This is a genomic window from Kiloniella sp., assembly GCF_965205715.1.
Lineage (GTDB): Bacteria > Pseudomonadota > Alphaproteobacteria > Kiloniellales > Kiloniellaceae > Kiloniella.
Genome location: NZ_CBDBHW010000013.1, coordinates 70,410 through 96,452, shown reverse-complemented (window position 1 = coordinate 96,452; position 26,043 = coordinate 70,410). Strand labels below are relative to the sequence as shown.

At 45.9% G+C, this 26,043-nt stretch carries 19 protein-coding genes; 8 read left to right on the top strand and 11 right to left on the bottom strand.

Annotation, left to right across the window (positions count from 1 at the left end):
• Window positions 1-197 precede the first annotated feature (197 nt).
• The 9 genes from ACOGW3_RS11575 to ACOGW3_RS11535 all read right to left on the bottom strand — a co-directional run bounded on the left by ACOGW3_RS11575 (window position 198) and on the right by ACOGW3_RS11535 (window position 11,742).
• A complete protein-coding gene (locus tag ACOGW3_RS11575) occupies window positions 198-1,004 on the bottom strand; it encodes a trypsin-like serine peptidase (protein WP_419903114.1) in 807 nt (268 codons plus the stop codon).
• A gap of 360 nt (window positions 1,005-1,364) precedes the next feature.
• Window positions 1,365-2,060, bottom strand: a complete 696-nt coding sequence (phoB, locus tag ACOGW3_RS11570) for a phosphate regulon transcriptional regulator PhoB (protein ID WP_419903113.1) — start codon at window positions 2,058-2,060, stop codon at window positions 1,365-1,367.
• Window positions 2,061-2,085: 25 nt separating this feature from the next.
• The gene (gene phoU / locus ACOGW3_RS11565; RefSeq protein ID WP_419903112.1) at window positions 2,086-2,826 is read right to left on the bottom strand and encodes a phosphate signaling complex protein PhoU; all 741 of its coding nucleotides are present in this window, start codon (window positions 2,824-2,826) and stop codon (window positions 2,086-2,088) included.
• An 11-nt stretch (window positions 2,827-2,837) separates the two neighbouring features.
• Window positions 2,838-3,638 carry a phosphate ABC transporter ATP-binding protein PstB gene (pstB, locus tag ACOGW3_RS11560; RefSeq protein ID WP_419904046.1) on the bottom strand — a complete coding sequence of 267 codons (801 nt, stop codon included), beginning with the start codon at window positions 3,636-3,638 and terminating at the stop codon, window positions 2,838-2,840.
• Between the two features lie 30 nt (window positions 3,639-3,668).
• On the bottom strand, window positions 3,669-4,955 hold the full coding sequence (gene pstA, locus ACOGW3_RS11555; RefSeq protein ID WP_419903111.1) for a phosphate ABC transporter permease PstA: 1,287 nt from the start codon (window positions 4,953-4,955) through the stop codon (window positions 3,669-3,671).
• Window positions 4,948-6,330, bottom strand: a complete 1,383-nt coding sequence (gene pstC / locus ACOGW3_RS11550; RefSeq protein WP_419903110.1) for a phosphate ABC transporter permease subunit PstC — start codon at window positions 6,328-6,330, stop codon at window positions 4,948-4,950. The genes pstA and pstC overlap by 8 nt, the downstream gene beginning before the upstream one ends.
• A gap of 102 nt (window positions 6,331-6,432) precedes the next feature.
• The gene (locus ACOGW3_RS11545; RefSeq protein WP_419903109.1) at window positions 6,433-7,464 is read right to left on the bottom strand and encodes a PstS family phosphate ABC transporter substrate-binding protein; all 1,032 of its coding nucleotides are present in this window, start codon (window positions 7,462-7,464) and stop codon (window positions 6,433-6,435) included.
• Window positions 7,465-7,808: 344 nt separating this feature from the next.
• Window positions 7,809-8,507: a sensor histidine kinase gene (locus ACOGW3_RS11540; RefSeq protein WP_419904045.1), complete on the bottom strand. Its 699-nt coding sequence runs from the start codon at window positions 8,505-8,507 to the stop codon at window positions 7,809-7,811.
• A gap of 943 nt (window positions 8,508-9,450) precedes the next feature.
• Entirely contained in the window at window positions 9,451-11,742 is a 2,292-nt protein-coding gene (locus tag ACOGW3_RS11535; RefSeq protein WP_419903108.1) for an NADP-dependent malic enzyme, read from the bottom strand.
• A gap of 390 nt (window positions 11,743-12,132) precedes the next feature.
• On the opposite strand from ACOGW3_RS11535, the gene ACOGW3_RS11530 reads away from it, so the two are divergent.
• From ACOGW3_RS11530 to ACOGW3_RS11515, 4 genes are all read left to right on the top strand, one after another.
• Window positions 12,133-13,563 (top strand): ATP-binding protein, encoded by a 1,431-nt coding sequence (locus ACOGW3_RS11530; protein WP_419903107.1) that lies wholly within the window; start codon window positions 12,133-12,135, stop codon window positions 13,561-13,563.
• 238 nt (window positions 13,564-13,801) lie between these two features.
• A complete protein-coding gene (mutS, locus tag ACOGW3_RS11525) occupies window positions 13,802-16,447 on the top strand; it encodes a DNA mismatch repair protein MutS (protein WP_419904044.1) in 2,646 nt (881 codons plus the stop codon).
• A 200-nt stretch (window positions 16,448-16,647) separates the two neighbouring features.
• Window positions 16,648-19,416 (top strand): [protein-PII] uridylyltransferase, encoded by a 2,769-nt coding sequence (locus tag ACOGW3_RS11520; RefSeq protein ID WP_419903106.1) that lies wholly within the window; start codon window positions 16,648-16,650, stop codon window positions 19,414-19,416.
• Between the two features lie 144 nt (window positions 19,417-19,560).
• Window positions 19,561-20,112 (top strand): PAS domain-containing protein, encoded by a 552-nt coding sequence (locus ACOGW3_RS11515; protein WP_419903105.1) that lies wholly within the window; start codon window positions 19,561-19,563, stop codon window positions 20,110-20,112.
• 13 nt (window positions 20,113-20,125) lie between these two features.
• On the opposite strand, the gene ACOGW3_RS11510 is transcribed toward ACOGW3_RS11515, so the two are convergent.
• Window positions 20,126-20,653, bottom strand: a complete 528-nt coding sequence (locus ACOGW3_RS11510; protein WP_419904043.1) for a LysE family translocator — start codon at window positions 20,651-20,653, stop codon at window positions 20,126-20,128.
• Between ACOGW3_RS11510 and ACOGW3_RS11505 the strand changes: the two genes are divergently transcribed.
• Both ACOGW3_RS11505 and murJ read left to right on the top strand, forming a co-directional pair.
• Window positions 20,598-20,801: a hypothetical protein gene (locus ACOGW3_RS11505; RefSeq protein ID WP_419904074.1), complete on the top strand. Its 204-nt coding sequence runs from the start codon at window positions 20,598-20,600 to the stop codon at window positions 20,799-20,801. The two genes, ACOGW3_RS11510 and ACOGW3_RS11505, sit on opposite strands and share 56 nt — an antisense overlap.
• Window positions 20,802-21,009: 208 nt before the next feature.
• The gene (gene murJ / locus ACOGW3_RS11500) at window positions 21,010-22,644 is read left to right on the top strand and encodes a murein biosynthesis integral membrane protein MurJ (RefSeq protein WP_419903104.1); all 1,635 of its coding nucleotides are present in this window, start codon (window positions 21,010-21,012) and stop codon (window positions 22,642-22,644) included.
• Between the two features lie 104 nt (window positions 22,645-22,748).
• Here the strand turns inward: murJ and ACOGW3_RS11495 are convergent, their stop codons facing one another.
• Window positions 22,749-23,348 carry a 2-hydroxychromene-2-carboxylate isomerase gene (locus ACOGW3_RS11495; RefSeq protein WP_419903103.1) on the bottom strand — a complete coding sequence of 200 codons (600 nt, stop codon included), beginning with the start codon at window positions 23,346-23,348 and terminating at the stop codon, window positions 22,749-22,751.
• A 265-nt stretch (window positions 23,349-23,613) separates the two neighbouring features.
• On the opposite strand from ACOGW3_RS11495, the gene ACOGW3_RS11490 reads away from it, so the two are divergent.
• Both ACOGW3_RS11490 and glpD read left to right on the top strand, forming a co-directional pair.
• A complete protein-coding gene (locus ACOGW3_RS11490) occupies window positions 23,614-24,384 on the top strand; it encodes a DeoR/GlpR family DNA-binding transcription regulator (protein ID WP_419903102.1) in 771 nt (256 codons plus the stop codon).
• 139 nt (window positions 24,385-24,523) lie between these two features.
• Window positions 24,524-26,041: a glycerol-3-phosphate dehydrogenase gene (gene glpD / locus ACOGW3_RS11485; protein ID WP_419903101.1), complete on the top strand. Its 1,518-nt coding sequence runs from the start codon at window positions 24,524-24,526 to the stop codon at window positions 26,039-26,041.
• Window positions 26,042-26,043: the final 2 nt, after the last annotated feature.

Here is a 26,043-nt window from a genome sequence, read left to right as displayed (position 1 = left end):
CAAACTAAACCAAAATTACGGTACATCTTCCTTAAGTATATAAGCATATTTTTCTGTAATAAAATGAAAAACTGAAGTATTTAGTCCTTGTGCCCTAATTCAAATTCGTATTTTTAAAAATACATAGTTTCCTTAACTCATCCAAACACCACCTAATAAACCTACAAGCTTCCTGAAATGACAGCAAAGCCTCAGTCTTATGAGACCGGTCTACCATTACGGACTCTATTTAATTCTCTCAGTAGTAAGTAAAGCGTGCTTATATTGGCCTGTCCGGTTTGCTCAAATCCAAGTTCATATTGTGCTGCGCGTGTTGAGGATTTTATCTCTGATGAGGGGCTCTCGAGATAGCCCAGGTCGACCAATAGGCGGGTTACGCTATTTTGGGGGAGCGGGGAGACATATTGAAATTTACGGGGTGACTGGGGAGACGCAGGCAAGTTCCACAGAGCAAAGGTTTGAGGAGAGATTGGGTGATTTGGTGCCAGGGAAAGACCGTTCTCTTCAATAATATAGCGGTTCAAGGGGCCATCACTTCGTTGCGGGCACTTGTTTTTTTGAACATCGGATTGGTTACATAATGGAAAAAGGGCTTGTACGTGTTCCCAACCGCGACGATAGCCGGCCATCATCGTCAAATCTTGGGTGGTAACGGAATTTCTTACACCGACCCAACCCGTGTGATCCCCCAGGGGAAGAGAAAGCCGGATTAGCGCCCAATTGTTCAACAGGGATTTCAGACTCTTGTTTTGAGGAACAAATCCCCGCGCAATCTGATAACTGTCAGCGGTTGAAAAGATTGTCGAATCATCCCTTTGATAACCTGCGACAAATACCATTTCCTTAGGCTGAAACCATCTGCCTTCGACCAAGTCATAAAGACATGACGCTGGGGCTAGCAGATTGTTTTTACCAACCATAACACCGTTGCAAAAGTGGCGCCCTGCCACATTAAGACGGCCAAGTGAACTCCAAGGATATTCCCTTGCTTCAAGTTGGGCCATTTTATTATCGGTGAGAAAGCCGGGACTTTCAGAAAGAGGTGTTGCCTCAGGACTAGGAGGACTTGGTTGTGAAGGCTGAGGTGGTTGCTGAGGTTGGGTGCTACAGCCGGAAATTACAAGTGTAATGACCATGGAGACTAGGGGTAGATAAAGTTTGCACTTCATGTTGTCACTCCTGGGTCATTTCTGAATTATCTTGTGGGTTATTTGGACACAAATCCTTGATAACTATTAGGTATAGAGTGTCTTGCATTGCGCGGCTACTAAACAATTACGGACAACAAAAGGGCCACGGAAATCCGTAGCCCTAATGTATCACTATAATGATCTGATCTCATTGATCAGATTTCATCGAAAATATTAGGCAGCTTGAGCCCGATCCAGGGAATAGCCTGCCGAACGTACCGTACGGATGAGATCAAGCTCTGGGCCTTCGTTCAAGACTTTGCGCAGACGCCGGATGTGGACATCAACGGTACGCGGTTCGACATAAACATCGTGACCCCAGACTGAATCCAAAAGTTGTTCCCGGCTAAAGACGCGACCCGGGTTTTGCATCAGGTGACGGAGAAGTTTGAACTCGGTTGGGCCGAGGTGTACTTCGCGTTCGCCGCGATATACTTTGTAGGCTGCAAGGTCCATATTGATGTCTTCAAATGACAGCGACTCAGTTACGGTTTCCGGTTTGCTCCGACGCATAATCGCACGAATACGGGCGACGAGTTCTGCTGGGGAGAAAGGCTTGGTCATATAGTCATCTGCACCAGAATCCAGGCCTCTGATTTTGTCTGTCTCCTCACCACGTGCTGTTAACATGATGATTGGAACGCCTTTGGTTTCGGGCAACCGGCGGAGCTGACGACAAACTTCAATGCCTGAAAGCAGGGGAAGCATCCAATCAAGTAGGATTAGGTCCGGGGCTTCTTCTTTTGCACGGAGCAGTGCTTCTTCGCCATCATGGGCTTCGTTAACACGAAAACCTTCTTTTTCCAGATTGTACCGGAGCAAGGTTGTCAGTGCGATTTCATCTTCAATGATCAAAGCTAGGGGCTTCATGGAAAGGTCCTTTTTTTCCATTACATTATATCTCTATTTCGCCATCATCACTATCGGGGGCGAGTACCTGAAAGGAGGTTCTATCCCCTTTCGGGCGTTTGCCTTCCAGGCGTTCGCCTGTCGATAGGTAGTAAATTGTTTCGGCAATGTTGGTCGCATGGTCACCCATGCGTTCGATGTTTTTTGCAATAAACAGCATGTGGGTACAGGCGCTGATGTTTCGCGGATCTTCCATCATGTAAGTGAGGAGCTCACGGAACAAAGAAGTGTACATTTCATCGACTTCTTCGTCTCGGTGCCAGACATCAATTGCACGGTCCTTGTCGCTGGTCGAAAAGGCATCAAGGGTGTCCTTAACAATTTCCTGAACCAGGCGTGACATACGCATAATACTGGTTACCGACTTTTGCGGCGGCATTTGATTGATCGCGATACTACGTTTTGCGATATTTTTAGCGTAATCACCAATGCGTTCGAGATCAGATGAGATCTTCAAGGCTGAAATAACCGCTCGGAGGTCATTTGCAACGGGTTGGCGAAGAGCGATTAATTGAACGACAGCAGACTCCAACTCTTCTTCAAGCGCATCAATTTTAGCGTCTTCTGCTCTGACAAGTTCTGCCTTTGCACTATCGCGTTGCACAAGGGCGTCAACGGCCTCAGATAATTGGTTTTCAGCCATGCCGCCCATACGAATGATAATCTCGTGTATGGTACGGAGTTCTTTATCAAAAGAGCTGACGATATGTTCTTGTGTATCTGGCATATCCATATTCCTTAACCAAAACGTCCAGTAATATACCCTTGGGTGCGGTCGTCTTGGGGACTTGTGAAGAGTTTGTCTGTTTCGCCGACTTCAACCAGTTCTCCCAAATGGAAGAATGCTGTTTTTTGTGAAACACGAGCCGCCTGTTGCATTGAGTGCGTAACGATGACAATCGTAAATCTTTCACGAAGTTCGTCGATCAATTCTTCAATTTTCGCTGTTGCTATCGGATCCAAAGCTGAACAAGGCTCATCCATAAGGATGACCTCTGGATTGATGGCAATAGCCCGAGCAATGCAAAGCCGTTGCTGCTGACCGCCAGACAGACCGGTACCCGGCTTGTCGAGGCGATCTTTGACTTCTTCCCAAAGGCCAGCGCGACGGAGGCTTTTTTCTACCCGCTCATCTAGCTCGTCTTTATTGCTCACTGTTCCATGTAATTTGGGGCCGTAGGCAATGTTGTCATAGATCGATTTAGGGAAGGGATTTGGTTTCTGAAATACCATACCCACCCGGGCACGAAGAAGTACCGGATCTAGGCCGGAGTTGTAAATATCTACTCCATCCAGACTGATACGACCCTCAACAACGCAATTTTCAATCACGTCATTCATACGGTTTAAGCACCGGAGAAAAGTAGATTTACCACACCCAGAAGGCCCGATCAGGGAGGTAACTTCATTTGCACTGATATCCAGTTGGATGGATTTCAACGCCTGACTAGGGCCGTAAAAAACGTTCACGTCACGGGCCGTAATCTTTGGCTCTGAGGTAGCGGTTTCATTCTGGGTGTTAAAAGTTTGCATATCCATGGCGTAGGACATTCCTATTTTCCTTAAAACTTACCAACGACGTTCAAAACGCTTACGCAATATAACTGCGATTGCGTTCATAACGACGAGAAAAGCCAGCAGCACCATAATGGCTGCGGATGTTTTTTCGACAAATCCACGTTCCGGACTGTCAGCCCAAAGGTAGATCTGGACCGGAAGTACTGTTGCGGCATCGGTCATTGATCCCGGGATGTCGGCGATAAAGGCCACCATACCGATCATCAAAAGAGGCGCGGTTTCACCCAAAGCCTGAGCCATGCCCAGAATTGTTCCGGTGAGAATTCCCGGCATTGCCAGTGGCAATACGTGGTGGAAAACGGTTTGCATTCGTGATGCACCTATTCCCAGGGCAGCTTCTCGGATTGAAGGAGGAACAGCCTTAAGCGCAGCACGTGATGCAATTATGATTGTTGGCAAAGTCATTAAAGCGAGAACCATGCCCCCTACTAAAGGGGCAGATCTTGGCAGACCCATAAAATTCAAGAAAATCGCAAGACCTAATAGGCCAAAAACGATAGAGGGAACCGCAGCAAGATTGTTGATGTTAATCTCAATCATATCCGTCCATTTATTGGTCGGAGCGAATTCTTCCAGGTAAATTGCCGTTAGAACACCGATTGGAAAACACAAAACCAATGTAATGCCCAGAGTATAAATGGAACCGATAACGGCCCCTAGAATACCTGCTTCTTCGGGCTCGCGGGAATCACCATTAGAGAAAAAGTCCACATTAAACTTTTTGATAATACGGTCATCTGCCTCTAGCGTATCGAGCCAAGCGAGTTCACGATCATCCACTTTGCGGTTGGACTCGGGCACATCGCGAGAGATATATCCCTTGATGTAACTATCGACATCATCGGATGCTTTGACAGCAATTGTTGCGGTTGTACCAACCAGTTTTGGGTTATCCAAAACGGCATCTCTGACATCAAAGTCCGCTGCGGTACCAACGATACCGTAAAGAGATCGCTTTTCCCGTCTTCCCTCTACACCTGGAAACTGCTCTCTAAGGGCGTTTCGCAATAGCCCTTTGTAACTGGCAGCAGCCAGATCTTCGACCCTGTTCGTACCTTTGGGGTCTATGGTGTCAGCCGTTAAACGAACATCAATTAAGATATAGGTTTGTTCAAAGGCTGTGTAACCTTTGGATATGATGGATGTCAGCAATAAACACAGAACGAATACAGCTGTCATTACGGCAGCAAGACCATAAAAACGGAATCGTTTTTCAGCAGCGTTACGACGTTTCAGCAGAGCTGGATCGATTTTTAGATGTGACGTGTTATCAATCATATTTTTCACGATATTTACGGACCACTCTTAGGGCTACAACGTTCATAGCAAGGGTAACAATGAAGAGCAGTAACCCAAGGGCAAAAGCGGCAAGCGTCTTTGCTGAATCAAATTCCTGATCACCGACCAGTAGGGTTACAATTTGTACCGTAACGGTTGTTACGGCTTCTAGTGGATTAGCTGTCAAATTCGCAGCAAGGCCAGCGGCCATTACCACAATCATCGTTTCCCCAATAGCTCTACTCATGGCGAGGAGCACGGCACCGACAATGCCGGGAAGAGCCGCGGGCATAATGACTTTGGTGATAGTTTCTGACTTGGTGGCGCCCATGGCGTAAGAAGCATCCCTCAAGGATTGGGGGACTGAGTTCATGACATCATCAGAGAGAGAAGAGATAAACGGGATAATCATAATCCCCATGACCATACCCGCAGCCAGAGCCGATTCAGAAGAAACACTCAATCCAAGCAGCGTCCCGCTTTCCCGGAAAAAGGGCGCGACGGTCAGAGCGGCGAAGAAACCATAAACAACCGTCGGGATTCCCGCGAGAATCTCGAGAACAGGTTTTGCAAAAGCTCTGAATCTTTTGCTGGCATACTCGGACATGTAAATCGCCGAGAGAAGGCCGACAGGAATAGCCACAACCATACAAATGAAGGTGATGAGCATTGTTCCTGCGAAAAGTGGTATGGCCCCAAAAGAACCAGAACCCCCGACTTGATCACTTCGCAGAGCCGTTTGAGGGCTCCAATGAGTGCCAAGGAGGAAGTCAAGAAAGGGTACCTTGTCAAAGAAACGAAGAGTTTCAAAAATTAAGGACAGGACAATGCCAACCGTTGTTAAAATGGCAATAAGGGAGGAAATCATCATGATAATAGAGATGACTTTCTCGACCTGATTACGCGCCCTGAGGTCGGGATTGATTTTCTTTAAACTGGAAAAAAGGGTCAGAAGAGATAAAGCGATGGCAACGACGGCCATGGCAAAATAACTAATCTGTCGATAAAGAGAGTAACTTTCTGCTGCAGAAAGCAAGGCCTCATCTGGTTCCCGGCTGAGAATGCCGCCAGATGCCAAATTTACAACGTCATTGATATAAAGAGCGAGTTTATCAGGATAAATTGTGGCATAGATATCTTTTACCTGAGATGCGATCAGCATTTCGACAATCTGGGGTTCAAAGATCATCCACCCAGCCATAACTATGAGGCTTGGTAATCCGCACCATAAGGCGGTATATAGCCCATAATAAGGTAATCTAGAGTGCAGAGGTTGATCTGTCCGACCAGATAGCGCTACCGCTCGCCCTTTTCCCAGGATAAATCCCAGTACTGTGAGGAAGAGCAAAGCGAAGAAAAGAGCCAACTGTTCCATTTGTTTCTAAACCCGTGAGGGAAACCATTTTTATGTGTAACAAAAAAACAAGAAACTGGCGACTTGTAATCAAGCCGCCAGTATTCCTGTAACTACTTAAACTTACATGCTTAGTGACTGAAGGCCACGAGCAGAATTTTTAGTTTGCTCACGATCAGCAGCAGGTAGCGGGATAAGGCCTTTGTCAGCCAGATAACCCTCATCACCCCAAGCATCTTCGCTTGTGAAAGCTTTTACGAACTCTTCGATACCAGGTACGGAACCGACGTGCTCTTTCTTAACGTAGAAATAGAGTGAGCGTGATACGCCATAGTCACCAGCAGCGATGTTTTCGAATGTTGGCTCAGCGCCTTCAACGATAGAACCCTGGATTTTGTCTGCATTCTGGTCAAGGAAGCTGAAACCAAAGATACCAAGTGCCTGTGGGTTGGCTTCTAGTTTCTGAATGATCAGGTTGTCATTCTCGCCAGCTTCAACATAAGCACCATCTTCACGGATTGTGTGTGCTATTACTTTGAAAGCTTTTTTGTCAGCTTTACGTAGCGCTTTTAGGTTTTCGAATTTCTTTGCACCACCTTCCATGGCGAGCTCAACGAAGGCATCACGAGTACCAGATGTTGGCGGAGGGCCAAGAACTTCAATTTTGCTGTTTGGAAGGCTTTTGTCGATATCGCTCCATTTCTGATATGGATTATCAACCATTTTACCGTCAACAGGAACCTGCTTAGCAAGTGCGAGGAAGATTTGTTTTTTGGTAAGGGTCAGGCGATCGCTCTTTTTAGAGTTAGAGAGAACGATTCCGTCAAAACCGATTTTAACTTCGGTGATAGACACACCATTTTTGGTGCATTTTTCATATTCTGAAGCCTTAATACGGCGAGAAGCGTTTGTAATGTCTGGGTGTTCAACACCAACACCAGCACAGAAAAGCTTCATACCACCACCGGAACCGGTGCTTTCTACAACTGGAGTTTTGAAGCCAGTTGTTTTACCGAAGGTTTCAGCCACTGTTGTAGAGAATGGGAAAACCGTTGATGAACCGACGATGCGGATCTGGTCGCGTGCTTGAGCAGCGCCAGCTACTGCCATCATCATTCCAGCAAGTGCTGTCGCAGTGAGAACTTTTTTGATCACGTTCGTATCTCCGCTTTATAGCGTTTATAAATCTCAATTCGCATTCCCTGGGTTTACAGGCTCTCATGGGGCAAAATTTTTCCTCATTGCCGAGAGTGTTTCATGCGTTGTCGATCATTCGACGAGGGCAAACATATCCACCAACGACGATATTTCTGTGACTCTGGTGTTACAATTTGGTTACACAGAAAAAAGGTAAAACTGAGAAAAGTTGGATATTTATGAAAACTAACATGCTGATTTTAAACAATATATGCCTTAATGTTTTAATTGATGCAGAGATATGGGTTAAAAATTGTAATTTGAAGGTTTTGTTAAATAACCCAAGTTTCGCCCCGGTATTATTAAAAATCTAACTTTTGAGATCCGAGCTGTGCAGGTTCATTTTCTGTAATGACAGCCTGAGGCAAATAAACAGTAAAAGTAGAGCCCCTACCGACTTCGCTATCAATGGTCAGAACGCCGCGATGCCGATTTACGATGTGTTTAACAATCGCAAGCCCCAACCCAGTACCACCGAGTTGCCGAGATCTTGCAGGATCTACCCGGTAAAACCGCTCTGTCAGGCGTGGTAGGTGTTCGCGGGCAATGCCATCGCCTTGGTCAATGACAGAGATTGCGACAGAGGGCCTGCCCAGCCGTCGCATTCCTTGGCTTCCAGGTCCATATGTTTTACAGCGGATCGTAACAGTTGTGCCATTGTGGCCGTACTTGATGGCATTCTCGAGAAGATTTTGAAAAACCTGGGTCAGGGCTTCATCGTCACCCAAGACGGGAATGACTTTATCCATATCCCGCCTGATGGTGATTTCTTTATTTTCGATTTGGGTATGCAAACCTTCGATAATATTCGTGATGGACTCACTCAGATCGGTAACGCTTGTCGGTGGCGTATGTTCTAAGAGCTCGATTTTTGAAAGGCTTAATAGGTCCGAAACAATATGGGACATTCTTTCGGCTTGGTCCTGCATGATCTTCAAGAAGCGTTGTTGTGCCTCTGGATCGTCCTTGGCAGGACCTTTCAAAGTTTCAATGAAGCCCATCAGACTTGCGAGAGGAGTTTTTAACTCGTGGCTGACATTGGCGACAAAATCGCCCCGCATTTGTTCTACTCTTTTCGCGGAGGTCAGGTCGTGTAAACTGACAATTATTTTTGTGCCGTCCCAAGTTTGTTCAGTCATCCGTGCAATACGCGCTTGCAGATATCGTTCGACTCTTCCATGGATTTTGAAGTCAACAAAGCGAGAGATATCCTTAGTGCTGTGTTCGATTTCATCAATGGTAGCTAAAATGGAGGGGTTGCGAAGTACCGTAGAGAGTTCTTTATCAGTAAGGGTGTCTTCAAATATTGCTTCTGCTGCGGGGTTGCCGCGGATAATCTTTCGTTTGCTACCGAGCATAATCAAGGGGTCGGGTAGAGACCTTAGAATGGCTTCATTGCCTTCAGTTACGGCCTCTAGTTGGCGTCGATACTGTTGGCGCTCTTGTGCCATATGCGAAAGAGTTATGTTTAATTCGGGGTAGAGGAAACTTCCTACCGCTGATGGCGTTTCGGGGAGGGAGTCCTTGCCCTTCAGTTGCCTAAGCGCGGTGATGTATTCTTTGAGGCGTTCTACGTGATTGTAGTGACTACTTAATATGTATCCTGTGCCAATAAGGATGGATAAGCCCGCGACAACAGCCGCTTGCCAAGGTACCAAATGGAAGATAACCAAAGCAAAAAGCACTGCAATGCTTGGAGAAGCAAGGATGAGTGACGACGTGAACAGTCGATTATATTTATCCTGTCGAACTGGCATAATGACCCGAGTATGTTTGCAAGGAGCGGCTAAAAAAGTGCAGCCAATTACGCTATAGTTAGCCTGCCTTCATGACAGTTTGAAGACGTAGATAAAGATTGTTTTATTTCAATGGCTTCTGGATATGCAAATCCAGAAGCCATTGTTATTTTAACAAGAGTGTAATGAATAAACCCCAAACTTTAACTTAAAGGTATGGTTTTTCCATTTCATTCGTTGCTGATTCGTATGCGCCAAGGGCAGCCATGGTAACAAGATCGGTAACCGTTGCCCCCATTGGAACGATTTGAACCGGCTTTTCCAAGCCAACCAACATCGGACCGATCACCGCGGTACTGCCACCTGCTTTTTGAATAAGTTTGGTGGTTATGTTGGCAGAATGTAGTGCAGGCATAATAAGAATATTAGCTGGACCAGTTAAACGAGAGAAGGGGAACAGTCTTTTTTGAAGGTCGAAATCCAAAGCCAGGTTGGCTTGCATTTCACCTTCGTATTCGAAGTTCACATTCATGGTATCCAAAACGGAGACAGCACGCCTTATGCGGGTGGTTGTTTCTCGAGTAGGATTTCCAAAGTTAGAGAAACTCAGGAAAGCGACCCGTGGTTCGTACCCCATGGCCTGGACATGTGAAGAGGCTTGAATTGCAATGTCTGCAAGCTGTTCGGAACTTGGGACTTCGTTCACAGAGGTATCGGCGACAAAAATCGCTTTGCCATCGATAATCATCATCGACATGCCCATGGCACGCTTTCCTGGCTTACAGTTGATGGCGCGCATTGCGTCATCAAGAGAAACCGCGAAGCTCCGGGTAAGGCCCGTGACCATAGCATCAGCAATGCCGTCTGTTACCAGACAGGAAGCAAAAATATTCCGATTTTGGTTCACCATACGTTGGCAATCTCGGTATAGCTTACCTTTACGTTGTAGGCGGCTATAGATGTAGTCAGTATAGCGTTCACGATGCTCTGAGATTGTGGCGTTATGGATTTCGATGAAATCACCATTAATGCCAATATTTTTCATCGTGTTCTTGATGGTTTCTTCGCGACCAACAAGAAGAGGGGTGCCGTAGCCCGCATTGTGGAACGCCACCGCTGCTCTAATAGCAGATTCTTCTTCGCCTTCCGCAAAGACGACGCGTTTAGGGTGACTGCGAACTTTTTGTGCGATGCGCATAAAGGTTGTTGCAGCAGGGTCAAGACGGGCAGAGAGTTCCCGTTCGTAGGCATCAAGGTCTTCGATATTTTTACCCGCGACACCACTTTCCATTGCAGCCTCAGCAACGGCACGTGGAATAACAGCTACAAGGCGCGGATCAAATGGTGCAGGAATAATATAGTCGCGACCATATCTTAGTTGTCTTCCAGCATAGGCCTTGCCAACTTCATCTGGAACATCCTCTTTCGCTAAATTCGCAAGAGCTTTGGCGGCTGCGACCTTCATCTCCATGTTGATGCTTGAGGCACGGACATCGAGTGCACCGCGGAAAATATAAGGGAAGCCGAGAACGTTGTTGACCTGATTGGGATAATCAGACCGTCCTGTTGCCACAATGGCATCATCGCGAACTTTGGCTACATCTTCAGGCGTGATCTCTGGATCAGGATTGGCCATGGCAAAAATAATAGGATTTGGGGCCATGCTTTTAATCATCTCAGTGGTAAAAGCCCCTTTGACAGAAAGGCCAAAGACCACATCAGCGTTGGCCATAGCATCTGCAAGACTGCGATCATCACTTGGTACTGCGTGGGCGGATTTCCATTGGTTCATACCTTCGGCACGCCCCTGATAAATCACGCCTTTAGTGTCACACAGTAAAATGTTTTCATGAGGGACGCCCAGGGCTTTAACGAGCTCTGTGCAAGCAATGCCCGCTGATCCCGCACCATTTACGACCATTTTGATGTTTTTAAGATCTTTGCCCGTTATATCTAACGCACTTAGCAGGCCTGCTGCGGCGATAATAGCCGTTCCATGCTGGTCGTCATGGAATACGGGGATATCCAGGAGCTCTTGAAGTCTTTGTTCGATGATGAAGCACTCTGGTGCTTTGATGTCTTCCAGATTAATGCCGCCAAAGGTTTTTCCAAGGAAACGAACGCAGTTAACAAATTCATCGACGTTTTCTGTATCTACTTCAAGGTCAATTCCATCAACATCGGCAAAGCGTTTAAAGAGGACAGCTTTACCTTCCATTACAGGTTTGGATCCAAGGGCACCAAGATTACCCAGTCCCAATACGGCTGTTCCGTTTGAGATTACAGCAACGAGGTTGCCTTTTGCTGTGTAGTCATAAGCCGCTGAGGGGTTTTTTGCGATTTCCAAACAGGGGACCGCGACACCGGGCGAGTAGGCGAGCGAGAGATCTCTCTGAGTCGTGAGAGGTTTGGTTGCTTTGATTTCTAGTTTACCGGGACGTCCCGAGGCATGAAAATCCAGCGCTTCTGCGTCAGTAGTCCGGGAATTGTGCTTAGGCACGGGTTTCTCTCCGCTATTAATTAATTGTCGTCATCAGGGTGATTTAGGTCTGTCATTGGTATGAAATAAACCTGTTAAACGGTTCTTGGTGGCTATACTGCATTGCAATAACCCGATTGGGAAGGGAAATTGTTCAAAAATGTCCGAATATACAACCTAACGGCTAATTATATTATTCTGAGTAATTTCTTATTGGGCACAATTAAGAAAATGTGAAAGAAGATGTATCTATTATTTTGTGGAAAGAACTTATTGAACAGCATGGAAAATAACGTGATTTTATGATTTTATGTGTTCAGTTGCTTAGACTTATGCATACTCAATTTAAAGAAGAGTGTTCTGAGTGAGATCCCTCGACACTGTTGGTACGGCTATTTAGTGAATATTTAGATGCTTAAACCGGTTAAAACCATAAATGCCAAGCTGCTGTATCTAATCGTGCCAGCCGTTTTTCTTGTTTCCATGTTTGAAGCGTTTATCGACAATTATTTGGATTATGAAGCGGAGCAGGAACGGGTCACGGAGCAATGGCAAAACCTTGCTACAACACAGGCTAATGTCGTTTCGGGGTATCTTTGGAACTTCGATCTGGAAGCTATTGGATCTCACCTTGAAAGTCTTGTGGAGTTTTCAGAAGTTCATAGTGCCAAAGTATTTGATGAAAAAGATAACCTAATTTCAAATGCTGGACTTGAAAGTGATGTTTCTACAAACCTTCAGAGCTTCACCTTGGATATTGTTTACCAAGACCCCTTCGTAAACCGTAAAATCGGTAAGTTTGTCCTTGTTGTTACTCATACAGATGTATCAACGAGACTGTTGAACAGTTTATTGGAAGAAATCCCTGAAAATATATTGTTGGTACTTTGTTTGATGACCATCATTATATTCGCAACTCGACGGTTTTTACTTAAGCCGATGAAAGAGTTGAACCAAGGCTTTTCCACCTTCGACCAAAAAGAGCTTCGACACAAAATCCCCATTAAATCCACTGACGAAGTTGGGGATTTAATAGAGGGTTATAACCGTATGATTGATAAGTTGGAGCAGCATGAAAAGCAGCAACTTGTCTATGTCCAGGGGCTTGAAGCAGCCAACAGAGCAAAAACTTATTTTCTGGCGAATATGAGCCATGAGCTCCGTACCCCCCTAAACGCCATCCTCGGTTTTTCGGAAATGATTAAATACGAGATGCTGGGGAAAATTGATGAGCCCAGATACCGTGAATATGCCGATGATATTTATAGTAGCGGTACATTACTTCTAGAAATCATTAATGATATTCTTGATATGTCAAAGATTGAAGCTGGAGAACTAAACCTTCAGAACGAAGTAGTAGATTTGGGGGAAATCACAGCCTCTTGTTTCAAGATTATCAGTGGTCGTGCGGAACGAAATCGCATTTCTTTGATATCTAATATAGCCCCAGATTGCCCTTATCTTTATGGAGATAATACGCGTTTGCGTCAGTTGCTTTTGAATTTATTGAGCAATTCGGTCAAATTCACTCCCGAAGGTGGTGAAATTACTTTGTCAGCAGGCCTCAATGAAAGGTCTCAAATAGAGATTTCGATTGAGGATAATGGTATCGGTATCCCTGAACAAAAAATTGCAGAAGTATTGAAGCCCTTCATCCAGGTGGACAGCCATTTGACTCGTCAACACGAAGGGACAGGGCTTGGGCTACCGCTTTCCAAGACATTTATGGAATTACACGACGGAGAGTTGATTCTCGAAAGTGAATTAAATCGAGGAACAAAAGTTACAATGGTTTTCCCTGCGGACCGGACAAGAGAAATTTCTAAATTGAACGTAAATTAGCTCAAAAAAAAGATCGCCGTATTGGGTAAGGCTACTTTGCTGGAGTTTGCGACTGTGGTAGTTTCCACTCCCAGCTTTTTTCTTTGTAGAGTATATCTTTTCTGTGACCGAAACGACGACCATTTCCCCGCGAGTAGAAGATCGGGTTCAATCTGATTCAGGCATTACCGATAAATCTGAATCTTCCGTAAGCCAATCTGCCAAGCCAGCTAAAAAGGGTGTCGAAAAAGTGACGCCAATGATGGCGCAATATCTTGAAATAAAAGAAAATCATCCAGATTCTCTTTTATTTTATCGCATGGGTGATTTTTACGAATTGTTTTTTCAAGATGCAGTAGATGCCTCTGAAGCCTTGGATATAACCCTTACTAAACGTGGCCATCACAAAGGTGATGATATTCCTATGTGCGGGGTTCCTTTTCACGCGGCGGATGGTTATTTATCCAGATTGATACGCAAAGGGTTCAAAGTTGCCATTTGTGAGCAGATGGAAAATCCTGCCGAAGCAAAAAAACGGGGGCCGAAATCTGTTGTTAAAAGAGGTGTTGTTCGTCTGGTTACCCCTGGGACCATAACCGAAGACGAGCTCTTGGATGCCCGAAGTCACAATTACCTTGCGTCTTTGACAGATGCTGCTGGCGAATATGGGCTCTCTTGGCTTGATATGTCCACGGGTGACTTTTATGCCCAACCTATTCAAACAACCACAGATAATTTACCAGGCGTACTCCTCGCAGCTCTCGCCCGTTTGAGCCCCGGTGAACTTCTTCTCCCCGAGCGCTTGTTTCTCCGTGAAGAATTAACCGATGTTATCAATGAATGGCGCTCCATTGTTTCGCCGCTTCCATCATCAAGGTTTGATAGTGAAAATGCCCGTCGCCGCCTTGAAGAAGTTTTCTCTGTTAAAGCTTTAGATGCTTTTGGAGAATTTTCTCGTGCAGAAGTGTCGGCAGCGGGATCGCTTTTGGATTATGTTGAATTAACCCAAAAAGGAAAGCTGCCACGCCTTTCGTCACCCAAAAGAGTTCGCTCTGGTGCGGTGATGGAAATTGATGCGGCGACCCGCCGTAATCTGGAATTAACCCAGTCGATGACAGGCGGGCGTAAAGGCAGCTTGTTGGCAACGATTGACCGGACGGTTACAGGTGCTGGTGCCCGTATGCTCGGGGCTCGCCTTGCTGCGCCTTTGACAGACCCCAGTGATATCGCTGGTCGATTGGACATGCTGTCCTGGTTGATCCAAGAAGATGGACGTCGGATGGATTTGCGGGCGGGCCTTCGACAGTGTCCAGATATCGAGCGTGGCCTTTCAAGGTTAACCGTTGGCCGAGGCGGCCCCAGAGACCTGGCTGGAATTAGAGACGCTTTACGCGAAGCAGATCGCTTTAAATCACTACTATCTGTCGCTCATCCGGATCAAATCCCTGTGGGTATTACAAAGTGCCTCGAGGACTTGGGAGATCACAACTCTTTATGTGCCACGCTTAAATCTGCTTTGCTGGATGAGCTACCGCTTCTGGCCAGGGATGGCGGGTTTATTGCTAACGGCTATGCTCCCGAGCTGGATGAATTTAAACAGTTACGTGATGATAGCCGTAAGCTTATTGCAGGTCTTCAGGCCGACTACGCGGCAAAAACAGGGGTTAGTACTCTTAAGGTTAAACACAATAATGTTCTTGGCTATTTTATCGAGGTCAGCCCGACGAATGCATCCAAGGTCAATACGGATGCTGATTCAGAGTTTATCCACCGTCAAACATTAGCCTCAGCCATGCGGTTTACAACGGTAGAGCTCTCTGATCTTGAGCAGAAGATATCCGGTGCTGCAGGGAAGGCTTTGGCTATTGAGCTTGAACTCTATGAAAAGCTTGTTGCTGAGGTTGTAGGCCATGCAGAGGGCATTGCCCTGGTTGCTCGGACGCTTGCGGAATTAGATGTGACTTCGTCTTTGGCTGAACTTGCAATTGAAGAGCGTTGGAACCGGCCCAAAATAGACGACAGTTTGTCTTTCGATATTATTGGCGGACGCCATCCGGTCGTTGAGGCAGCGCTTGCCAAGACGTCGGAAGGTCCTTTTGTGGCCAATAACTGTTCCCTGGAAGACCGACAGAGACTTTGGTTGATTACGGGTCCGAATATGGCGGGTAAATCAACCTTTTTACGCCAAAATGCTTTGATTGCAGTGCTTGCCCAAATGGGGTCGTTTGTTCCAGCTGAAGCCGCCCATATCGGGTCTGTTGATCGTCTGTTCAGTCGCGTTGGCGCAGCGGATGATCTGGCGCGGGGGCGGTCGACTTTCATGGTAGAGATGGTCGAGACTGCGGTGATCCTTAATCAGTCAACGGAAAGATCACTGGTAATTCTTGACGAAATTGGCCGTGGAACCGCGACATATGATGGCCTTTCTATTGCGTGGGCCTGTGTAGAACACTTGCATGAAGCGAATAAGTCGCGTGCACTTTTTGCTACCCATTATCACGAACTCACCAGTTTGACCTCTAAGCTATCGTCGATGTCTTGTCATTCAATGCGCGTGAAAGAGTGGCAGGGGGAGGTCGTGTTCTTACACGAAGTGACTTCGGGAGCAGCGGATCGTTCCTATGGTATCCACGTTGCAAAATTAGCGGGACTACCTGTCAAAGCTGTCACGCGTGCTGAGCAGGTGCTGGAAACACTGGAGAAGGATGGCCAGGCTGGTAATTTGGCCCACCTGGCAGAGGATTTACCTCTCTTTGCTAATCTGCCAACTTCTGATGCGGTCAGCGAGACGGGTTCCAATGGAACATCCTTGGTCGATCTGCGGCTTAAAGAAGTTAATTTGGACGATTTATCTCCGCGCCAGGCGCTGGAATTACTCTACGAGTTAAAAGAGATGGAGGAGTGAACAGAGGGTTGGGAATATAAAAATCCTGGAATACTGACTTAAAAGAAACTGGTATAGCTTATGAAAACGGGTGAAAATTCAGCAAAAGCCAGACGATAATATCAGGTCAAAATTGAGTACCATCAATTATGTTCGAGCATCTTGTTCGGGGTTGGTACTCAGTTAGGGAAAAATAAGAGCTCCAGAAAAAGCAGGAATGCATGCCAATAACATCTCTCGATTACGCTTATGATCAAGACGTTAAGAATAAGAACGCTATTTTTCCCGCTTCTGAACTAGAAGAGAAAATAGTTGAAATCAGCGCGCAAAAAAAGAAAGACCTGGTAAAGCGGAACGAGGTTCTTGCTCTGCTGCGTGACGCTTTGAAGAATGGCCGGGCGGAGGTTCGCAAGCGCTTTGATGAGAAAGCTTCCGGGACAATGGTTGTTCGGGCAAACTGTTTCCTTGTCGATCAAATCTTAAAGCTTGTTTTTCGCTTTGTGGATGAAGAGCTCTTCCCTACAGGTGCCCCTTCAAAGGGGGAAAGCTTTACGGTCGTTGCCGTAGGTGGCTATGGACGTGGAGAGCTCGCACCCCATTCTGATGTCGATCTGCTGTTTCTCTTGCCATACAAAAAAGTACCAAGGACTGAGCAAGTTGTGGAAACGATGTTGTACTTTCTTTGGGATTTAAATTTTAAAGTTGGTCACTCCGTTCGTAACGTCAAGGAGTGCATCCGCAGCTCTCAATCTGATTTAACAATTAATACGTCAATTCTAGAAGCACGTTATCTTTGTGGTGATGTCGCTTTATTCACGAAGCTACGAAAAACTTATGACCGGGTCGTTCGATCTGGTAATGGTGCCTCTTTCATTGAGCAAAAACTGACTGAACGGAGTGACCGACACAAGAAAGTTGGTGGCTCCCGGTATATCCTCGAGCCCAATATTAAAGAGGGCAAAGGAGGTCTAAGGGACCTGCATACTCTGTTCTGGATCGCAAAGTTTATCTATCAGGTCGACGATATTTCCAGTCTTGTTAAAAAGGGAGTCTTTACCCGACAGGAAGTACGCCAATTTGCGAAGGCGCAGGCATTTCTCTGGTCTCTACGATGCGCTTTGCACTATCTGACGAACCGGGCTGAAGAGCGTATTTCCTTTGATGTTCAGACTGAACTTGCAGATTGGATGCACTATACGGATCACGCCGGGACCAAAGGCGTAGAGCGCATGATGAAGCACTACTTCATCGTTGCTAAGGAAATCGGCGGTTTGACGCGTATCTTCTGCGCCACACTTGAAGCCGAACATAATCGCCGTTCGGGGTTCCGTCTTCCTCTACCCTTTCTCAAGCGCCGGCGCGCAGTTGAAAAGTTCAGGCTTGAGGGGGATCGCCTAACTTTCAAGGCAGATGATTCTATTGAAAAGTCACCAATAGAGATGTTGCGTATATTTCATGTTGCTCAAAAACACGATCTTGATATCCACCCTGCAGCGCTGAGAAAAATAACGCAGAGCTTACGGTTGATTAAAAAAGATCTTAGAGAAAGCGAGGCCGCTAGCCATTTATTTTTGAATATCCTGACTTCTCCCAAGGATCCGGAAAAGGCTCTGCGTCGACTCAATGAATCAGGGGTTCTCGCGCGTTTAATACCTGATTTTGGTAAGGTCGAGGCTCTGATGCAATTTAACATGTATCATCACTACACGGTTGATGAGCATACGTTATTTGCCGTTGGTATATTGCATCAAATTGAAAAGGGGCTGCTTAAGAAAGAGGCGCCTATTGCAAGTGAAGTCATTCACAAAGTGCTCTCTCGTAAGGTTCTTTATGTTGCGGTGTTCTTGCACGATATTGCCAAGGGACGGAAGGGTGATCACTCCGTAGAGGGGGCGAAAATCGCGTTGAGAATCTGCCCTCGCATGGGTTTGACCCCCGAAGAAACCGAAACCGTATCGTGGCTGGTAAGATATCATCTGACGATGAGCGAAACGGCTTTTTCTCGAGACATTGACGATCCCAAAACCATTCAGGATTTCTCTGAAATTGTGCAGTCTCCAGAACGTCTCCGCCTGTTGTTGGTCCTAACTGTTGCGGATATTCGTGCGGTTGGTCCAAATGTCTGGAATGCGTGGAAAGCAGCTCTGCTCAGAGATCTCTACTGGCGCACAGAAGAGCTCTTGTCGGGTGGGCTAGCCGCAGAGGGCCAGGAGCGTAGAGTTCAGGTGGCCTGGGAAGAGTTAACAAAAATTCTATCACATTGGCCCCCCCAGGAAGTTGCTAAACATTTAGAGCGAGGGACGGTTTCTTATTGGATATCGACCGATGCTGAAACTCAACGCCGCCATGCCGAGCTGATAAACCAGGCGGAAAAAGAAAAGGCACCTTATACAGCAGATGTTCGAGTTGATCATTACCGGCAGGTAACGGAAGTGACCATATATGCAGCAGATCACCCCGGACTCTTTAGTCGTGTTGCGGGGGCTTTGGCCGTATCAGGAGCATCAATTGAAGGGGCGACTATTCATACGTTACGCAATGGTATGGCGTTGGATAGTTTTTATATTGCCGATGCGCACAGTAAAGGACTGATCAAAGAACCTGAGCGACTTGTAACAATAGAAGCTGCAATTGAGAAGTCACTCACAGGCGAGCTCAAAGCTGCAAAATTACTGAAAACCCTGCCGACAAGATTACCAAGCAGGGTACATAAAGCATTAAAGGTAAAGCCTCGTGTTCTTATCGATAACAAAGCGAGTGCCAGCTATACGGTTATTGAAGTCAATGGGCAGGATAGACCTGGTTTGCTCTACCATCTTACACAAGCTTTTACGAAGTTGGGACTTTTGGTGCATTCAGCTCGAATTGCGACTTATGGCGTGAGGGCCGTCGATGTATTTTACGTTCAGTCAGCCTTGGGTGATAAGGTCTCTAGCGAGCAGAAGGTTAAAAGCGTTCAGAAAAAATTGCTTGAGGTACTAAAAGTTTAGAGGTTTGAACAAGGTTTTACCAAAGAGTAACTTTGATCGGTAATGATAGGCTAGCTTTGGTATGAGTGATCGTTATAATTCGTTTGTGTTATTGTGATTATTTATCCTGGGTGTCCGTATTAATTCTTAATGTATGAGATCTTGATGAAAACGGGGGTTTCGCTTGATTTTCATAGCTCGCTTTGTCAACGGCTTCATGATTACTGGTGGGAGATCAAACACTCCTCGGATCAAACCGTGCCAAAGAGATCGGATTTTGATCCGGCTGCTGTAAAGGATATTTTACCCCATATTCTAATGCATGATTTAGGGACACCTGGGCGCTCAATATTACGGTTGGTTGGAACAGGAGTTGTGGATCGATTGGGGTTTGATCCTACGGGGCGAGATTACGTGGAATTTGTCTCCGAGGACCGAAAAGAAGAAGCCTACAATGAGCTCTTTAAAACAGCATCTTTTCCGTGTGGTATGAGGGTCGTGGTTGAAGGGCGCTATCAATCGGGGCAAACCCATATATCCGAGGCCCTGGGCTATCCGTTAAGTGCGAATAGAGATGGTCATCCCCTGATTATATTCGTAGATGATTTGATTGAGAAAATTGAATGGCATCAAAAATATGATAAGCAGCTTGAATACTATAAAATCAAACAACGCGATTATATCGATATTGGATTTGGCGTTCCACTCGCCGGATAGTCTTTGGGATCGTCTATCTACTTGCCAGTAAGGCACTTGCGCCAATCAAGGCTCCACCACTAATGCGGTTTATCAGCTTAATTTTCCCTGAACGTTTTAGGATTGGAACGAGTTGATTGCCGCCGGTCGCATAGCTCATCAGCCAAAAAAGTTCGATAACAGTAAAGCTCCCTGACAGGATGATCAGTTGAGGGACTTGGGGAAGGGCTGGATCTATGAACTGGGGGAGGAACGCAGCAAAGAAAATCATGGCTTTGGGGTTACTGATGCCGACGATAAAAGCCTGGCGGAATAATTGAATTGAATTGTATTTTTTGACAGTGCCATCTTTGGGGTCACTCAACCCAATAGCTGGGCTGTGCCAAGCCTTAATGCCAAGATAGAGAAGGTAGGCGACACCGCCCCACTTAATGAAAGTGAAAGCCTGCGAAGATGTTGCCAGAATTGCGCTCAGTCCGGCTACCGATGCAAAGAGCATGATCAACATGGCTGAAACGCCGCCAAGTGAGCTGGCGGCTGCCGCACGCTTACCTTTGTTCATGCCGACTGTCATCGAAAGCAACATATTTGGCCCTGGCGTCATGGATGCAACGCAAGTGGTAAGGACAAAAATCAACCAGGTTTCAAAAGGCACGGTATTACTTTCAGGAATAAATAAAAATCTAACTCTGATGCGGATGATAAGTTGATAAATATCAATCAGTGATGATTCAAGAGGAAATTAATTGTGTGTTGTTAATGAATTACTCAACGATTAAAAAGACAATCGGATAAGACTCTCTTCCCAAGAGAGGGACCTTCCACTAAAAAGGTCGCTAGTTTGTTTGGGGATATACATAGTATCCATAAAGGAAAACAGACCAATTACCTGTATGGGTTTTTGGGCGAGGAATCTGAATGTCGTTGGTTAAAAATCTGGCAACCGTTAGTGGCTTCACCGGTATTAGTAGAATTCTCGGATTTGTTCGGGATATCTCTATTGCTGTATTCGTTGGGGCAGGACCCATTACGGATGCGTTCTTTGTTGCTTTCAGGTTACCAAATCTTTTCAGACGGCTCTTTGCTGAAGGTGCTTTTAATGCCGCTTTTGTTCCACTTTATGCCGGTAAAATAGAGGCTGAAGGGGCTGAAGCAGCCCAAACCTTTGCAGAACAGACCCATGCGGTCATGTTTACTTTTATGACAGTATTGACTGTAGCAGCCATGGCAGCAATGCCTTGGGTAACTTATGCCTTGGCACCTGGTTTTGAGGATTCCGCTGCGGTAGCGTTAGCGACAATGGAGTGGATAGAACTTAAGCCTAAAGGTATTGAGATCCCGCTGCCAATACCAGAGGGGTATATTTCCAAGTTGGAATACGCTGTTCCTCTCACGTTTATTGCATTTCCGTATTTGTTTTTTATGGTGCTTGTTGCCTTATTTTCAGGAATGTTAAACAGCTTGGGGCGATTTGCCGCCGCCGCTGGAGCACCAATTCTTCTCAATGTTTTTTTTATTATCACTTTGATTGGTATTGTTCCCAGAGTTCAAGACCCTGGTTTAGCTTTGTCTTGGACCGTAACTGCGGCAGGTTTTGGCCAATTACTCTTGATATATATCGCATTAAAGCGCGCTGGTCTTCGCATCAAAATGCGTCTTCCTAGATTAACTAGTGATGTGAAGACACTTATGCGCCGGATGGTGCCGGGAGTACTTGCTGCAGGGGCGATGCAAATAAATGTTGTTATCGGTACTGCTATATCAACCTTTCATGAGGCAGGGGTATCGTTTTTGTATTATGCGGAAAGGGTATATCAATTACCGTTGGGTATGATTGGTATCGCTTTTGGTGTTGTTCTCCTTCCTGAACTAGCAAGAAGACTAAAAGCTGATGATCACACAGGCGCAATGCGGACGATGAACCGTGGAATGGAAATGGCATTGCTTCTTACGTTGCCAGCAACGGTTGCTCTTGTCGTAATGCCGTGGCCAATCGTGGTGACGTTGTTTGAATATGGGAAATTTACGCGTGAAGCATCAGAAGCCACGACATTCGCTCTGATGGCCTTTGCATCAGGGTTGCCCGCTTATGTGCTTGTGAAAATACTACAACCAGCTTTTTACGCACGTGAAGATACTGTTACACCCTTTAAATTGGCGGTTGTTTCAATTCTGGCCAATATTGGCTTAAGCCTTGTTTTGTTTCAGTTTATGCAACACGTTGGCATCGCTTTGGCTACTGCGATTTCTTCATGGTTGAACGTTTTAATGTTATGGATTGTATTGGTTCGTAAGGAGCACATCAAACTTGATGGCCGTTTTGTTTCGCGCTTGCCAAAGATACTCGCAGCTTCCGTTGTAATGGGCGGGGCTTTATGGTCCGGGATGCGCTGGCTACATCCTTGGTTTGATGGGGTTCTTTATGAAAAGGTTGCGGCTTTATCAGTGCTTATTGGTGGTGGTATGCTTAGCTATACCTTGCTGACATTAATGCTTGGAGCTGTTCGCCCGTCTGACTTTTCAGATATGTTTCGGAGAAAAAAATCCCACTAGCGCCTGATAGAGATCATGCAGATACATTTTCTAGGCAAGAACAGGGGGCGCAAACAGAACGCCCCCTCATGTTGGGACCGTTCTGCCTTACATAAGGATTTCTGTTAGGAAGCAGCTAATGCTCTATCCAGAAAATCTATACGATCCTGTCCCCAGAAATTTTCACCCTTATATATATAGGTAGGTGAGCCAAAGACATCGCGTTCATGGGCTTCGGCAGTGGTAGTTTTGTATGCCTCTATTATAACGTCGCTTTGGGCTTGGGCGATAAGCGCGTTTGCATCGAAACCGCATTCTTTGGCAATGGAGGCAAGGGTTTCTTCATCCGCAATGTTACGTTCTTCTGCCCAGACGGCGGTTAATAGAGCGTCGCTTAGTTTACCAGCGTTACCATTGGCGGCTTGAACGGCAAGTACCATTTGTGCTGCAAGGGTTTGATCCGCAGGCCAAAAAGTAGGTTCAAAGTTCATGGGTACCCCAAGGTGAGAAGACCACCGCTTTAGCTCATCCATACGAAAACGTTGTCGAGAGGGGTGACGCTTTGCCGGTGGAGTACCACCCATATTTTCGAAAGTATCCATCACTGAAATGGGCTTGTAATTCACTGTTGCTCCGTGTTTGGTAACTACCTCATTGAAGTGCTTGATCCCCAGATAGCTCCAGGGAGAAAGCAGGAAATGGTAATAGTCGATGACTTTGCTCATGGGAATACTCTGCAGCTAATGTTGTTGGTGAAGATATAGTACCTGCTTTTAGCATCGACTTGAATAATCCATTGGTCCAGTCCGAAATGATCATCTTTGCGTGATAGTGGTTATTGCTCTCTTTGATGAAATAGCCTTTGTTATTGGGGAGGGGTTTTTTGTTTCGATTTTCGAAAAGCGAAAGCTTTGCTCTTTCGTTTTCGTTTTGTAGGGCTTAAACTAAATTTAATGGTACAGATTATAAATGAATTCAGGAGAGATCGAGATGGATACCCTTAATGCCAGGCAACGGGAAATTGTTGGGCTTGCTCGTGAAGAGGGGCGTGTTTTAGTCGAGGAATTGGCTGCTCAGTTTGATGTATCTCTCCAGACAATTCGTAAAGATCTCAATGAAATATGCGCCCGCGCAATCCTGAAAAGAATCCATGGCGGCGCTGTATTCGCCGCGGGTGTTGAGAACCTTCGCTATGATGCGAGAAGAATGATTGCCCAGGATGAGAAGCGCGGCATTGGTTCTGCTGCGGCTGATTTGGTGCCGGATAACTGTTCCCTTTTTATTAACATTGGAACCACGACTGAAGAAGTCGCGCAAAGTCTGTTACGAAAAAAGGATCTGCTGGTTATTACAAATAATATTAATGTTGCCAATATTTTACGGCCTGCACCTTCGATTGATGTCATTATCGCGGGTGGGATGGTTCGTCGTTCGGATGGTGGGGTTGTCGGGGAAACTGCTGTGGATTTCATAAAGCAGTTTAAAGTTGATTTTGCTATTATTGGAACCTCTGCCGTAGACGAAGATGGCACGCTACTTGATTTCGACCTACGTGAAGCGAAGGTAGCCCAAGCCATTATTGAGAATGCCCATCATGTAATCCTTTGTGCGGATCAGATGAAATTAAAACGAACCGCACCCGTAAGAGTGGCGGAATTTAATCAAATAAACACTTTTGTTACAGACCGTTTAGAGTCGGAAAACCTTCGTAAAATCTGTTCAGATCAAGGGGTTCGCCTCATTGAGTCTGAGATGTCATAAAAATGTAACAAAAATTTTCGCTTGCGAACCTCCAAATCTTCGAATAGCGTTCAAACCGAAACTAAAAGGAAACCAGTTTCGAAAGATTCGAAAATTGCAATGCCAGCTACATAAATGAGCATTGCGTCGAGGAGGTATCGTGGGCGGTCAAACTTATGACCTTGTCATCGTTGGTGGTGGCGTTAATGGATGCGGCATTGCAAGAGATGCTGTCGGACGTGGACTATCAGTATGCGTTGTAGAGCAGAACGATCTAGCAAGTGCTACTAGTTCTGCCAGTACAAAGTTGATCCATGGTGGGTTACGCTATCTTGAACATTATGAGTTTCGGTTAGTACGCGAAGCCCTGATTGAGCGCGAAACCCTTTGGGCAATGGCGCCCCACATTATATGGCCTCTACGTTTTGTTCTTCCGCATAACAAATCACAACGCCCCGGTTGGTTGATACGTATTGGCCTTTTCCTTTATGACAATTTGGGCGGGCGTAAAAAACTACCCGCAAGCAGTGGCCTCAATTTATTAAAAGATGCTGCGGGAGATCCTTTAAAAGAGGGTTTCACAAAGGGGTTTGAATATTCAGATTGCTGGGTTGATGATGCGCGTCTCGTTGCTCTCAACGCAATCGATGCCAGAGATAATGGTGCAGACATTCATTGCCGTACCCGTTGTGTCGACGCAACGGTTAAGGATGGTATGTGGAACCTCACCTGTGAAAACAGGGATAGTGGCGAAAAACAGGAAATCCACGGCAAGGTTCTGATTAATGCTTCCGGCCCGTGGGTTTCGAAATTTTTAAACGAAGAAATGGAAAGTTCCTCGCATCATTCCATACGGATGGTTAAAGGCAGCCATATTGTGGTGCCTAAACTGTTTGATCATGATCGTTGTTATATCTTTCAAAATGATGACAAGCGTATTGTTTTTGCTATTCCTTATGAAAAAGACTTTACCCTCATCGGTACCACGGATGAAGATTTCCAGGGAGATCCCGCAGATGTAGCGATTTCTCAAGATGAAATCGAATATCTTTGTCGTCTTTCCAATAGCTATTTCAAGACTTCGATCTCTTCCAACCAGGTTGTTCATACCTATTCAGGTGTTCGCCCGCTTTATGATGATGGCGCAAGTCAAGCTCAAGAAGCGACCCGCGACTATGTGCTTAAGGTTGATGAACTCGATGGCGCACCTGCGTTGAATATTTTCGGCGGAAAAATCACGACCTACAGACGGCTTGCAGAATCTGCGTTGGAAAAGCTATCAAAATATTTCCCAGAGATGGGCGAAACTTGGACAGAAGGGGCTACGCTCCCAGGGGGAGATTTCCCTTGTGACAAGGCCGCGGATCAAGTTTCAAAACTACTAGAAGAATACCCGTTTATAGAGAAAAACCATGCAGAAAGATTGATTCGCAGTTATGGTACGCGTTTCTCTCTTCTTCTTGGCAATTCTAAGTCATCCAAAGATCTAGGTCGGAATTTCGGAGCCGATCTCTATGAAATAGAAGTGCGTTATCTGATGATCCATGAATGGGCGCAGAAAGCGGAAGATGTGCTTTGGAGACGGAGTAAATTAGGGTTGCGAATTAAGGCAGCAGATAAGGAAGCGCTATCAGAATGGATGGCGTCGGAAACAAAATTACTGGCACAAGCCAGTTAGAT

Coding starts and splice junctions, on each gene's coding strand:
- pstC (WP_419903110.1), bottom strand. CDS start 6,330: ATGGAACAGTTGGCTCTTTTCTTCGCTTTGCTCTTCCTCACAGTACTG.
- ACOGW3_RS11495 (WP_419903103.1), bottom strand. CDS start 23,348: ATGAGCAAAGTCATCGACTATTACCATTTCCTGCTTTCTCCCTGGAGC.
- pstA (WP_419903111.1), bottom strand. CDS start 4,955: ATGATTGATAACACGTCACATCTAAAAATCGATCCAGCTCTGCTGAAA.
- murJ (WP_419903104.1), top strand. CDS start 21,010: ATGTCGTTGGTTAAAAATCTGGCAACCGTTAGTGGCTTCACCGGTATT.
- ACOGW3_RS11505 (WP_419904074.1), top strand. CDS start 20,598: ATGGCTGAAACGCCGCCAAGTGAGCTGGCGGCTGCCGCACGCTTACCT.
- pstB (WP_419904046.1), bottom strand. CDS start 3,638: ATGGATATGCAAACTTTTAACACCCAGAATGAAACCGCTACCTCAGAG.
- ACOGW3_RS11515 (WP_419903105.1), top strand. CDS start 19,561: ATGAAAACGGGGGTTTCGCTTGATTTTCATAGCTCGCTTTGTCAACGG.
- ACOGW3_RS11510 (WP_419904043.1), bottom strand. CDS start 20,653: ATGAACAAAGGTAAGCGTGCGGCAGCCGCCAGCTCACTTGGCGGCGTT.
- phoU (WP_419903112.1), bottom strand. CDS start 2,826: ATGCCAGATACACAAGAACATATCGTCAGCTCTTTTGATAAAGAACTC.
- ACOGW3_RS11575 (WP_419903114.1), bottom strand. CDS start 1,004: ATGGCCCAACTTGAAGCAAGGGAATATCCTTGGAGTTCACTTGGCCGT.
- mutS (WP_419904044.1), top strand. CDS start 13,802: ATGATGGCGCAATATCTTGAAATAAAAGAAAATCATCCAGATTCTCTT.
- ACOGW3_RS11530 (WP_419903107.1), top strand. CDS start 12,133: ATGCTTAAACCGGTTAAAACCATAAATGCCAAGCTGCTGTATCTAATC.
- ACOGW3_RS11520 (WP_419903106.1), top strand. CDS start 16,648: ATGCCAATAACATCTCTCGATTACGCTTATGATCAAGACGTTAAGAAT.
- ACOGW3_RS11490 (WP_419903102.1), top strand. CDS start 23,614: ATGGATACCCTTAATGCCAGGCAACGGGAAATTGTTGGGCTTGCTCGT.
- phoB (WP_419903113.1), bottom strand. CDS start 2,060: ATGAAGCCCCTAGCTTTGATCATTGAAGATGAAATCGCACTGACAACC.
- ACOGW3_RS11540 (WP_419904045.1), bottom strand. CDS start 8,507: ATGGGCTTCATTGAAACTTTGAAAGGTCCTGCCAAGGACGATCCAGAG.